The organism is Terrisporobacter othiniensis (assembly GCF_000808015.1).
GTDB classification, from domain to species: domain Bacteria; phylum Bacillota; class Clostridia; order Peptostreptococcales; family Peptostreptococcaceae; genus Terrisporobacter; species Terrisporobacter muris.
Map to the genome: position 1 here is coordinate 48782 of NZ_JWHR01000079.1, position 13188 is coordinate 61969.

Annotated in this window: 14 protein-coding genes and 1 pseudogene; 12 read left to right on the forward strand and 3 right to left on the reverse strand. The window is 27.9% G+C overall.

Annotated features, from left to right (window positions below; all coding sequences use genetic code 11):
- The first annotated feature begins 137 nt into the window (after positions 1–137).
- From yedE to QX51_RS08860, 10 genes and pseudogenes are all read left to right on the forward strand, one after another.
- Complete coding sequence (yedE, locus tag QX51_RS08815; protein ID WP_039679537.1) at positions 138–1217, forward strand: YedE family putative selenium transporter; 1080 nt, start codon at positions 138–140, stop codon at positions 1215–1217.
- Positions 1201–1419, forward strand: a complete 219-nt coding sequence (locus QX51_RS08820; RefSeq protein ID WP_039679538.1) for a sulfurtransferase TusA family protein — start codon at positions 1201–1203, stop codon at positions 1417–1419. The genes yedE and QX51_RS08820 overlap by 17 nt, the downstream gene beginning before the upstream one ends.
- Before the next feature lies 1 nt (position 1420).
- Positions 1421–1663: a putative Se/S carrier protein gene (locus QX51_RS08825; protein WP_039679539.1), complete on the forward strand. Its 243-nt coding sequence runs from the start codon at positions 1421–1423 to the stop codon at positions 1661–1663.
- 152 nt (positions 1664–1815) lie between these two features.
- A complete protein-coding gene (locus tag QX51_RS08830; protein ID WP_039679540.1) occupies positions 1816–2379 on the forward strand; it encodes a hypothetical protein in 564 nt (187 codons plus the stop codon).
- Positions 2380–2622: 243 nt separating this feature from the next.
- The gene (locus QX51_RS08835) at positions 2623–5790 is read left to right on the forward strand and encodes a ligand-binding sensor domain-containing protein (RefSeq protein WP_039679541.1); all 3168 of its coding nucleotides are present in this window, start codon (positions 2623–2625) and stop codon (positions 5788–5790) included.
- Between the two features lie 250 nt (positions 5791–6040).
- Positions 6041–6436: an RNA polymerase sigma factor gene (locus tag QX51_RS08840; protein WP_052232967.1), complete on the forward strand. Its 396-nt coding sequence runs from the start codon at positions 6041–6043 to the stop codon at positions 6434–6436.
- A 122-nt stretch (positions 6437–6558) separates the two neighbouring features.
- Positions 6559–6930: a hypothetical protein gene (locus QX51_RS08845; RefSeq protein WP_141660809.1), complete on the forward strand. Its 372-nt coding sequence runs from the start codon at positions 6559–6561 to the stop codon at positions 6928–6930.
- A gap of 69 nt (positions 6931–6999) precedes the next feature.
- Positions 7000–7320 (forward strand): annotated as a pseudogene (locus QX51_RS08850) (VOC family protein); the annotation flags it as partial.
- Between the two features lie 290 nt (positions 7321–7610).
- Entirely contained in the window at positions 7611–7967 is a 357-nt protein-coding gene (locus QX51_RS08855) for an ArsR/SmtB family transcription factor (protein ID WP_039679543.1), read from the forward strand.
- 15 nt (positions 7968–7982) lie between these two features.
- A complete protein-coding gene (locus tag QX51_RS08860; protein ID WP_039679544.1) occupies positions 7983–8840 on the forward strand; it encodes a cation diffusion facilitator family transporter in 858 nt (285 codons plus the stop codon).
- A 55-nt stretch (positions 8841–8895) separates the two neighbouring features.
- On the opposite strand, the gene QX51_RS08865 is transcribed toward QX51_RS08860, so the two are convergent.
- Positions 8896–9645: a creatininase gene (locus QX51_RS08865; protein ID WP_242842715.1), complete on the reverse strand. Its 750-nt coding sequence runs from the start codon at positions 9643–9645 to the stop codon at positions 8896–8898.
- A 10-nt stretch (positions 9646–9655) separates the two neighbouring features.
- Positions 9656–10852, reverse strand: a complete 1197-nt coding sequence (locus QX51_RS08870; protein WP_039679546.1) for a PucR family transcriptional regulator — start codon at positions 10850–10852, stop codon at positions 9656–9658.
- 264 nt (positions 10853–11116) lie between these two features.
- Here QX51_RS08870 and QX51_RS20650 point away from each other — a divergent pair, with 264 nt between their 5' ends.
- Complete coding sequence (locus QX51_RS20650; RefSeq protein ID WP_139045039.1) at positions 11117–11257, forward strand: response regulator transcription factor; 141 nt, start codon at positions 11117–11119, stop codon at positions 11255–11257.
- An 11-nt stretch (positions 11258–11268) separates the two neighbouring features.
- Entirely contained in the window at positions 11269–11454 is a 186-nt protein-coding gene (locus QX51_RS08875) for an ATP-binding protein (RefSeq protein ID WP_039679547.1), read from the forward strand.
- Positions 11455–11538: 84 nt separating this feature from the next.
- Here the strand turns inward: QX51_RS08875 and QX51_RS08880 are convergent, their stop codons facing one another.
- The gene (locus QX51_RS08880) at positions 11539–12858 is read right to left on the reverse strand and encodes a conjugated bile salt MFS transporter (protein WP_039679548.1); all 1320 of its coding nucleotides are present in this window, start codon (positions 12856–12858) and stop codon (positions 11539–11541) included.
- Between the last annotated feature and the right edge of the window lie 330 nt (positions 12859–13188).

A 13188-nucleotide genomic window follows, 5' to 3' on the forward strand; every position in this document is an offset into this window, starting at 1 on the left:
GATATCGATTATAGTTTTTTTCTATAAATGAATTAGCTATATTGAAAGTTTGCATAATGGATGGAAAATCATTTCTTTTGACTGCTTTCGTGATACTATGAAATTGAAATGATATATATGATTATAGGAGGGAGTATATGAAAGAAAAAAGAAATATTATTGTTGGAGGGGCTATTATAGGTTTATTGGCAGTAATTTCTGTATATTTTGGGAATCCAAAGAATATGGGGATTTGTGTGGCATGTTTCATAAGAGATATATCAGGAGCATTAGGCTTACATGGTGCAGCGGTAGTACAATATGCAAGACCAGAAATAATGGGAATGATACTAGGAGCATTTATAATAGCCGTTTCTAAAAAAGAATTTGCATCTCGTGGAGGTTCTTCACCTTTTATTAGATTTTGCTTAGGTTTTATGATCATGATAGGTGCATTAATGTTTTTAGGTTGCCCTACTAGAATGGTACTAAGATTAGCAGGTGGAGATTTTAATGCAATATTTGGTATATTAGGTTTTGTTGCAGGTATTGCTATAGGAATTGTATTTTTAAATAAGGGATTCTCATTAAAAAGAAATTATAAACAAACTAAGATGGAAGGGTACATACTTCCAATTATAAATGTAGTTTTATTTGTAATGTTAATTACATCTTCTACATTATTAATATTTTCTCAAGAGGGACCAGGTTCAATGCATGCACCAGCTTTTCTAGCTTTAGGAATAGGACTAGCAGTTGGGATTATATGCCAAAGAACTAGACTGTGTATGGCTGGAGGAATAAGGGATTTAATATTATTTAAGGATTCTTATTTAATATGTGGATTTTTAGCAATGTTAGTGGCAGCTTTTGTTGGAAATTTAATGTTTGGATTTTTCAACCCTGGATTTGTAGAACAGCCAATTGCACATAATGATGGATTATGGAACTTCTTAGGTATGGTAGTAGTTGGATGGGGGTCTATTCTTTTAGGAGGTTGCCCTATGAGACAATTAATATTAGCTGGAGAAGGAAATGTTGATTCTGTTGTGACAATTCTGGGATTATTAGTAGGAGGAGCGTTTGCTCATAACTTCAAGTTGGCTGCATCTGCAGAAGGTCCAACTCCAAATGGACAAATAGCAGTTATAATATGCTTTGTTGTGCTTGGATTAATATCATACTTTAGTTTGGAAAGAAGTAAAGTTAAAGAGAAGGGGGATGTTAAAGTTGGCTAAAAAAGTAGATGCAAGAGGTTATTCTTGCCCACAACCAGTTCTTTTAACAAAAAAAGCATTGGAAGAAGATACCTCTGGAGCTGAAATATTAGTTGATAATAATACGGCTTGTATGAATGTTAAAAGATATATGGAACATGCGGGCTATAATGTAAGTATAAAAGAATTAGAAGAAGATTTTCTAGTAGTAGGTGCAAAATAGAATGAAATATTTTATTACATTTTTTACTCATTCTGGGGCAATTAAGTTTTCTAGATTACTTAATAGAAAAAATATTTTAAATGAAACTTCACCAGTTCCTAGAAAAATAAGTTCCAATTGTGGAATAGGTGTAAGTTTTATTTATGAAGATGACATTGAATCATTATATATAGATGATATTGAAAGAATTTACTATGTATCAGGGGATAAGTATAGTCTATATAGAGATTTTGATGAATCTTAAAAGGTAGCAATAAAAAACATTGTTATTATATGACCAACAGGAATATAGGAAGACATAATGATAGATTTACATTACATGAATAAGAACCATTACCCAATATTTACATATGATATATAGAACATTATTTATATCACAAAAAAGGGGAATCAACAATGGATAGAAATTATTGGCAAGAATATTGGGATAATTATTATAAGTTTATGGCTGTATATCTTAGAGAGGTACAGGAAGCATATCCTGAGATGGATATTAAAAGTGAATACACAGAAGTTGCTAGTTTATTTGAGCCTGTTATGCCTATAGAGGAGTACCAGACTTATGAGCCATATGACAATAGCGGAGGTGATAACAATTCAGAAATGGATGACGATCCACCTCTTATATCACCTGCTGGTGGGCCATCTGCTGCACCTTTTATATTTCCTGGTGGAGGATCATTTCCTCAGCCATTTACACCACCTGGCGGAGGACAAAACCCTCAACCATTCATATCACCTGGCGGTGGTCAATTCACTATAAACAATTGTAGAAGAATGGCAATTGTTAGAATAGAAATGAGAAGAGGGTTTAATCCTGGCAATTTCTTTATGGTAGTAGATAGAGCTGATAATAGAAGTATTCAAGGATTTAGAATAGCTTGCGAAGGTAATAGAGTTAGATTTGTACCAATGGCTGTAGAATATAGAAATATTAACCTTATAGAATGCGCATTTTAGATGTAAGAAAAGGAAAGATATTACAAGGGATTAATTGTATTGTAAAAACATATGGGGGATACAATTGAAGAGATAAATATAAAAATAAAAGGGATACTATATATGATAAATATAGTATTCCTTTTTTATATACAACCAAAATGTAGTTAAGAAGCTAAATATATAGTATAATATTTAAGCATTAAGAAAAAATTATCCTTGATAAACAATAACTAAACATAAGAGAGGGACAATAAAAATAGCATGTGGGTAATAAAAAATATATTAAGAATCATAACAATATTAATATGTATAAATACTAGCATATACACAGTAAATGCAATGGATAACATAAACTTCAAAAACATAACAATAGAAGAAGGATTATCTCAAAGTACTGTAGAAACCATGCTACAAGACAGCAAAGGCTATTTATGGTTTGGAACAAATGACGGTCTAAACAGGTATAATGGATATGAATTCAAAGTATATAAGAAGAACAAAAACTCACAAAATAGCTTAGTCAGTAACTATATTATAGATATAAAAGAAGACAAAGAAGGAAACATATGGGTAGGAACACCAGGTGGAGTAAGTAAAATTAACTCGAAAAACGATAACATAACAAACTATACAACTGAAAAGGATAAAGGTAATTTATCTAATAACAATGTATGTGAAATTTTAGTTACGAGAGAAGGTAATATATTAGTAGCAACTAATGATGGACTTAACTTATATGATAAAGAAAATGATAAATTTAACAGAATCTTATATAAAAATAAGGTTATAACTAATCAGTCAATATATACTATAGCCCAAGATATTAATGGTGATATATGGATAGGAACCACAGATGGCTTAAACAAGATAGATGTTAAATCAAATAAAATAGAAAAAATATACAGTTCAGATGAGAAAAACTCCATTAGTGATAACTGGATTTACAAAATTTATAGTGATAAAGATGGATATCTGTGGGTTGGAACTTATGATGAAGGACTTAATAAAATTAATATAGAGAACAATGAAATTACAGTATATAAGAATATAAAGAATGACGAACATTCTTTAGGTGGAAATTATGTAAAAAATATATTGCAAGATAGCAACGGTACTATTTGGGTGTGTACAAACGAGGGTTTATCTAAGTATGTACACAGTGAAGATAAATTTATTACTTACACTAACAAACCTTATGATAGATATAGTATTGTAGATAATAATACATTTTCTATTATTGAAGATAAAAACGGTTTGATATTAGTAGGAACATATAAAGGAGTCAGTATATTTGATCCTAATAATAAAATTCAACATTATAAAAATGATCCATTTGATAGTAATTCTTTAAGTGAAAATTCAGTATATGGCATATATGAAGATAAAGAAGGGGTTATGTGGGTAGGTACTAGCTCTACAGGAATTAATATTATTGATAGAGATAGCGAAACCATACAACATATTACTACAGATGATGGATTAGTAAGTAATACAATCAATGATATTGCAGGATATGATAAATACATATGGGCAGGAACTAGTAATGGTCTTAATAAAATAGATAAAAACAATAATACAATAGAAGATTACAACTCCAATGAAATATTGAGTTCAATGAGAATAAAATACTTATATTTAGATAGTAAAAAATATTTATGGATGGGCACATCAGAAGGTATTTTTGTATTAAACACATACACAGATGAAGTTACAGATCTCTCATATATACTTAGTGATAACAACGTGAATGACACCTATATAGAAACTATTTATGAAGATGCAGAAGATAACTATTGGATAGGTACATTTTTAGAAGGGTATCTAATTAAAATAGATACAAAGAATAAAAGTGTTAAAGTATTTAAGGATAAAATAGATTCAAAATCTGTTAGAACTATAGCAGAGGATGACAAATACATGTGGATTGGTACTAGTGATGGGTTATGCAAGTTGGATAAGAAAACAAATAAACTTGTAACTTATACAGAAGATGATGGTTTATCAAATAACAATATTTATGGAATTTTAATAGATAATCATGGAAATCTATGGATGAGTACTAATAATGGAATATCTAAATTTGATGTTAATGAAGATAAATTTGTAAACTTATATTTAGAAGATGGTCTTCAAAGTAATGAATTTAATGGAGGTTCCTATTATAAAAATAGCAAAGGTGAATTTTTATTTGGAGGTATTAATGGATTAAACATATTTAATCCAGATGAGATAATAGTGGGAGAATATTCACCAAAGGTAGTATTTGAGCAATTTATTGTAAAAGGCGAAATATATAATAATATTAATAATCTAGAATTTAAATACAATGAAAATATCATTAGCATAAATTACTTTTTACCAAATTATAAAAATATAAAAGGTATACAATATCAATATAAATTAGAGGGGATAGATAAGTATTGGCACCTTACTAACAATAATGAAATAATCTATAATAATTTGTCCCCAGGTAAATATGAAATTAAAATAAAAGCAAGAAATAACACTGGTGTTATTAGTGGAGAAAGTAGCGTGAAGTTTACTATAAAACCACCAATTTGGCTAAGCAAAGGTGCTTATCTTGTATATTTTTTATTAATAATTCTATTCATATATACACAAAAACATAAGATAAAAAGGCTAGATAAATTAGTAAGCGAAAGAACCAAAGAGCTAAGTGACGAGATGGAAAAAAGCAATGAATTACTAAATAAAGTTATACAGTTAGAAAGAAATAAAAATAACTATTTTGTAAATTTATCTCATGAGCTTAGAACTCCTTTAAATGTAATATTTTCAACAGAGCAGCTGATTACAACTTTAAATAAAAAGGAATCTGGAATATCAAGGGAAAAAATAAACTATTATATGGAGATAGTGAGGAGAAATTCTCAGCGTCTTTTAAAATTAATAAATAATATTATTGATACAAATAAAGTGGAGCATGGAAATTATCAAATAGATATAAAAGAGGAAAATATCGTTTATATAGTAGAAGAGGCAGCATTAAGTTTAAAGGATTATATAGAAAATAAAAATATAGAACTTGTTATAGAACCTGATATGGAAGAAAAAATTATTCAATGTGATAAATATGAAATCGAAAGATGTATAGTCAACTTGATGAGTAATGCAGCTAAGTTTACTCCTAAGGGAGGACGTATCGATGTTCTTATAAAAGATTTAGGAAATCAAGTTGAAATAATTATTAAGGATACGGGCATTGGTATAGATGAAAAATATCATAGTTCTATATTCGATAGATTTAATCAGATTATAGATGAGAAGTCTGAAGCTAAGGGTGGTAGTGGGCTTGGTTTAACTATTACAAAACATATTATAGACTTGCACAATGGTGAAATATCTGTCTCTAGTGAAGTGAATAAAGGCAGCACTTTTAAGATTGTTTTAAAAGAAAAAATAAATTAAGAAATAAGGGTTATGTTACCATATATAATAATCGAGGATTGTTACAAGACTATATAAAGTAGGACTTTTTCGGAGTATAAAAAGTACATCAAATGATGTACTTTTTATTTTTTAATAAAAAAATTAGTGAAAAGGCACATAAAAAATAAAACCTTTTATAAATTTAAATCGTTATATAAATGAAAGTAGGGAGATATGTTGGCGCAAACTGATGAAAATCTAAAAGATACTAAAAGGAAATGAAAGTGCAATGGAAATGTTGGGAAAAAGGCATTATGACCTTGTATATAGTTATGTATATAGAACTACAAATGACTATGATATAGCCTACGACATAACACAAGATGTATTTATAAAGATGATGCAAAACATAGATAAATACAATTTAGAAGAGGGAAAATTTAAAAAATGGCTATTAAAAATAGCAGTAAATACAACAAAAGATAATTTTAAAAGTAAAACGTATAAGCAAAGAATTGAGAATTATAATATAGAAAATCATGAAATAGAAGATAAATCAAATGTTATTTATATAATCTCTAAAAAAGAGGAATCTATAAAAATAAAAGAAGCTGTTGAAAAGTTAACAAATCTTCAAAGGGAAGCAATATTTTTAAAGTACTATAACGATTTGAAAATAAAATAGTAAGTGGATTAATATTTATTATAATACACAGCATATATCTAATAAGTGCTTTAAGGTATGATTTTATAGGCTGGGACAAGCCTCTGGATTTATTTAAATATTATAGATATACACCTTTTGATATGAGAATAATTGATTTCTATATGGTAGAATTGGGGATTAGTTTTATTGGTTCAAGATTATTTGCTTTAGTAACTATGCTGATATCTCTATTAGTAAAAAATAATATGATATCAATTTTATTAAGTTTAGGAATGTATCATATTCCAAAGTTTATTGGTGATCTTATCCCAATAGAGACTTTATCTAAAGTTTTTAAGGAAATAAACATAGCAGAAGCTATTAAAGTGGAAAATATGTTTGTATTCCCTAGTACTTACGATATTTTCGGAAACCCAACATTATATTCAACTGTATTAATAAGTTTAGTTCTTATATCTATACCGATTGTAATTTGTTTAATAAAATATTTTGGAAAAAGACAAGCTATATAGTTATTAATAAATAGATATATTAAAATAAAATTTATAAAGAAGAGTTATGGTGATTAGGAATCAAAAGAATTTTGGACTAAAAAGATGAACTTCGTTGTTAAATTAGAGCAACCAATGGGACCTAATATGAAATGGCTAGAAGTTGGACCTAGTAATGAAGAGTTTACTTCTTTTGTAATATATGAAAAGAATTTAATGCTAGCTCAAAATCCCAATGCAAATGTATCTCACCCAAATATAATATTAAGTACTAATGATATAGAAAGTACTTATAGTGAAATGAAATCAAATAGTGTTGATGTGGCAGAATTAATGATAATGCCATATGGTAAAATGTTTGAATTTAAAGATCAAGATAATAATAGATATTTAGTTAGAGAAGATAAATAATATAAATCGTATGTAAATAAAAATACATATATGAAAAATAACCATTAAGTTATGATACTTAGTGGTTATTTTTTTATGGAATTGCTAAATTTTAAGGTTTGCTAATTCCTTTTATTATTAAATTTATTAAATAATAAATTTAAATATGAAAAGACTTAAGAGGTTTTGTAAGAATAACATTGTAATATAATAATCACACTAATTATGTAAAAATTATTAACAGTTGATTGCTTGTTCAACTATTATGAAGATAACAATTGAATAATTACTCAGCTAATAAGGAGGAAAATATGGAAAAAAACAACATATGCGATTGCATTGCAATAGATAAAGAAAAAGTAGAAAAAGTTAAGGAAAATGCACTACCAAATGAAGATATAGCAAAGCTATCTAATTTGTTTAAGGTGCTAGGTGATAATACTCGTATGAGAATAATAACTGCTTTATCACAGGAAGAATTATGTGTTTGTGATTTAGCTGTAGTTCTTAATATGACTAAGTCAGCAGTAAGTCATCAATTAAAAAAATTAAAAGCTGAAAGACAAGTTAAAAGTAGAAAAGAGGGAAAAAATGTTTATTACTCGTTGGACGATGAACACATTGTAGATATTTTAAGCAGAGCATTAGAACATATAAAATATAAATAAGGAGATGAGAATAAAATGGCACACAATCATAGTCATTCACATAATTATAATCATTGTGAAGGAGTAAGTAATGTAATATTGGTATTTTTACTGAACTTTGGATTTTCAATATTAGAATTAGTTGGTGGTCTTATTACAGGTAGTAAAGCAATATTATCTGATGCAGTACATGATTTTGGTGACAGTATAGCATTGGCATTATCCTTTGTATTTGAAAAAGTAGGCAAAAGAGGTGCAAATGAAAAGTATACTTATGGATATAAGAGAATTTCACTTATAGGAGCTTTTATTAATATCATAGTGCTTTCAGTATGTACAATATTTGTATTTAGTGAAGCATTGCAATCCTTGGTAAATTCAATGCCTGTAAAAGCAGAAGGCATGCTACTTTTATCATTTATAGGTATTGCTATAAATGGAGCATCAGTATTTAGAATGAAAGGTTCTAAAAAAATTTTAGATAAGACAGTTATAATGCATTTGATGGAGGATTTACTAGGATGGATAGCTGTGCTAGTTGTTAGTATAGTTATATATTTTACAAATTGGTATATTCTAGATCCTATTCTTTCTCTTGGAATATGTATTATTATAGGAAGAAATATATATTTTAATTTAAAAACAGCTATTTTGATTATAATGCAAAGGGTGCCTGACGAAGATCTTTATGAAGAAATAAAAGAACATCTAATGGAAATAAATGAAATAGAAAAGGTTGAAAAATTAAATATGTGGACTATGGATGGGGAAATTCATGTATTGACAGCATCCATAAAAACGTTAGAAAATGCTAATAAAAATGAGGTATTAAACAAAGTTAAAGAAATGCTTAATGATGAGGGGATAAATGAATCAACTATTGAAGTATTGTAATTAAATAAATACAAATAAAAAGTATGGAGCGTAAAAGCTCCATACTTTTTTCATATTACATAAATTCTTTATTAACAATCTCCACCATTTTACTTAAAGCTTCATCAACAATCAGTTCACCCTTTGCAGCACTACTTGTTCTACCAATAGATAAAAGTCCAGACTTAGGAACTAAATCTTTTGGAATAGGATAAACTTGATAAGTAGGAACTTCTTCAATTTTTTCGTCAATTAATTTATCCATATGAACAAGCTCAGGTTTAAATTTTAATATTAAAGAAGTTTCAGTAATAGCAGCATGTTCCAATGCCCATCCAGGGAATTCGATTTCATCGAATATCTTATCAATAGTATTTTGAGTGATCAGATCCCACCAGCTCATCATTATGATTTTGGTATTGGCAGGCATGTTTTTGCTTACTAGATCTATTGCTTCCAATAAGAAAGCTTGATTTTCAAAATGAGAATTAACTAGTGCTATTTTACGAACGCCATCTCTGATAAGTTCTTCAATAATATCTTTCACTAAATTTATTAAAGTTGTTCCATTTAAATCTATTGTTCCAGGAAATAAAGGTCCGCCACCAGAAGCAGGTTGTGATTTGTATCCATAGTTTATAGATGGCATAACAATACCATTAACTTTATCACCTAAAAGATTTGCAAAGCCTTCTGATATTATAGTGTCTGTAAATAATGGTAGGTGAGGGCCGTGTTGTTCAACAGAACCTACTGGAAGTATTACAACATCCTTATCTTTTCTTTCATTAAATTCATACCAAGTCATATTTGCCATTAAAGTCATGTGCATCCTCCTAAATATATTTAAGTTTATTATTTTTATAATCTACATAATGTAAATAATCTCTTATCATAAGTGCATTAAGCAATTCGTTTTTGAATCTTGCATCTTCAAGATTATTTTTTAATACTTCTTTTATTTTATTTAATCTATATACCAATGTATTTCTATGAATAAATAATTCATCGGAAGTTTTTAACAAATTACAGTCATTAGCTAAATAGTATTTTAGGGTTTTCAATAAGTTTAAATTACTGACTTCACTAATATCTATTAAAGGTTTTAAAATTTCCTCACTATAATCTCTCAGCTTATTTATAGAATTTACCTCAAATAAAATCTTGTAGAATCCTAGAGTTGAATAGTCAATACAATTATCATTCCAGTTATTATATTTATAAAGCTCATAGGCTTTAATAGCATCATTATAGCTATTTTTAATAGAAAGTAAATTTTTATATCTATCACCAAATATTAAAAATAGTTTATTATCTTTATTTAATTTTTCATGAATATGCTTTAAATTAAACTTAATTTCTGAGTATAAATTCTCTGAATCCACACCAACTATAAGTATAATTTCATTATTTAAAACATCAAGCATTAAGGTATTGCAACTTGATTCAATCTTATTTTTAATTTTAGCTATAAGATAATCATTGTTAGCAAGATTCATATGAGTACTTTTGAAAACACAAGAAAAATAAATATTACTACTTTTGATATTATAGATTCTTATAAGTTGGTGAATTTTATTCATATTTAAATCTTTAGTAAAGATAAGCTCTTTTAAAAGTTCTTTTTCTGTATTAGATTTAAAATTCTCTTCCATTATATAATTTGAAATTGACTTGCTAACATCTATAATTTTTAGATTCCAAGGCATTTTAAATAAGGGTAAGTCTATTTCGTCACATAAATCGATTATATGAGGTGGAATATCTTTTATAAATTCACTATTTGTTAAAATTACTAGTCCAGAGATTGATTTTTCTCTACATTTATAGATTAAATTGACTAATTTATTATGGTCTAAATCCATACCCATTCCAGTTAGGAAGAGCAACTCTCCACCGTTTATCCATTTATAAAAATCTATAGATTGACAGATATATGGCCAAGTTATAGTTTTATATAAGCCATTTTCACCAGCTAGTAGTTTTATATTTTTAAATATTTCTAAGTTTAATAAATCCTGACAGCTAATCATAAGGTTTATGATTCCTTTCTAGTTATAATATATTATTATAACAAAAACTACTTATAAAATAGAGGTTATGTATACTCATGCTATCATACTAGTGAGTTTTTAGTCATTGTACTTTAGGTACAATTTATTTAATATTTTATGTGATTTTGTTACAAGGGACGATAAGTATAAAATTTTGTAATAAATTAACCTAATTATAATTTTTAGGAAAGATTATCTTAAGATTGGTATTTTATAATATAGACATAAGAATAGAGTGAGACAATGAAAATATTAGTAGTAGATGATGAAATCGAAATAGTAGAAACTATAGATTTATATTTAAGAAAAAGTTATACAGTTATAAAAGCATATGATGATGAAAGTGATTTTTATATCTCTGAATTATTAGTATATGATAGATAAACTAGATAAAAGTGAAAAGAGGTTATATAGAATTTGTTATTGGAGATAAGTCTAGAAGTAGTATCGGTGGAAGTGGTTTAGGTTTGGAGATTACTAAGAGGATAGCTGAATTACATGGTGGTAGTATAAACGTACAAAGTGAATTAGGAAAAGAAAGTAAGTTTATCATTACTATAAATACTATAAATAAAAAATAGGTATTACTAATACAATTAAATAATAATATGAAAAAAGGAGTGTATAAAATACACTCCTTTTTTAAATAAGCAATTATATATATATTAAGCAACATCAGAAGATGTACTAGCTTGTAATTTAGAGATTCTTTCTTTGTTTAATTTAGTCATACCTATAGAAGCTGTTATTAAAGAAACATAACATACAACTATAAATGCGAATACAAATATCCAAGCAACACTGTATCCCATATTATCAACTAATAATCCGAATATTGATGAACCGGCAGCAAATCCTACTGCGAAGAATATTTGAACTACACCAAGTATAGCACCAAATTCTTTTTTACCGAAGAATGAACCTGTAAGTAAAGATGGTCCCATCATGTAAGCGAATACTGATAAACCTTTTAAAGCAGCAAATACAGGAGCTAACATAGGTATTGAACCTGCATTCATTAATGCTAAACATGAAGTACCAGCAAGTCCAAATGCAACCATAAGACCTTTAGTGATACCTAATTTATCAAATATTACACCACCGAATAAGTTTCCTCCAAGAGAGAATAAAGCAAATGTAGAACCTACCATACCAACTATCATAGGGTCAACTTTTAGGAAGTTCTTTAAGTAAGCAGGGTATTGTACTGCTAAAACAGAAACATACATACCTAAGAAGAATAATCCTAATGCTAATATCCAGAAGTATTTTAAGCTTTTAACTTCTTTTAAAGAATATCCCCAGTCAACTGAAACGTCACTGTTGTTTTCTTCTTTATCATTTCCTTTTTTCTTACCTTTAACTATTTCGCCATCGTTCTTTGGCATTCTTAAGAATAGGATACTTATAGGTATACCTACTGCTAATGATAAAGCACCAAACATAAGGTATGATTTAGATATACCGAAGTTTGCTAATGAGAAAGCAGTCATACTTTGAAGGAATATATTACCTATAGATCCCCCAGCGAAAGCAAGACCCATTGCTTTACCTTTAGATAATTCATCAAACCATCCATTTATTAATAATGGAACCCCAATTGATGATATTGCAGCTGTACCAACTTGAACTATACCAGCAACTAGGTAGAATTGCCATAATTCTTTACACATAGAGAATGCTAAGAATCCTCCACCAGAAAGTATAGAACCTGCTAAATACATCGTTTTCACACTAACTTTGTTGTACATAGATCCTACAAATGGAGATGCTATTGCAGATACTACTGTACCTAATGTGAATATTAATGAAAATCCGGCTTGTGAGAATCCGTATCCTGATTGAGGATCTAAGATGTAAGCCATGAATAATGGTTGAATGTTAGATGCAACACCAAATGGTATAGCTTGTATAAGCATACATGCAATAACTATTAGCCAACCAGTTGCTAATTTCTTGCTTTTACTTTGATTTAAAGTACTCATAACGAATGATTTCTCCTTTTAAATAGTTTATTATTTACATTTGTAAATATATACTTCTAAAAAATGTAGATAATTGTCAAAATATAAGATAATATGACGTTTATCCTGAAAACTAGGATATCATAAATGATATATAAAGAACAACGGAAGCATTGTGAGCAAATTTGAAAAAAAAATCAAATAAAATTCAAGGATCAATATTGCATAATTAACCTTTTATGTATTGTTGTGGTATATAATATAAACCAGCTAATTTTAATATAAGGATTGAATCATGAAAATAATTAAATAATATTAGCACAAAATAAAAATGAATGGATGTACAAAAGG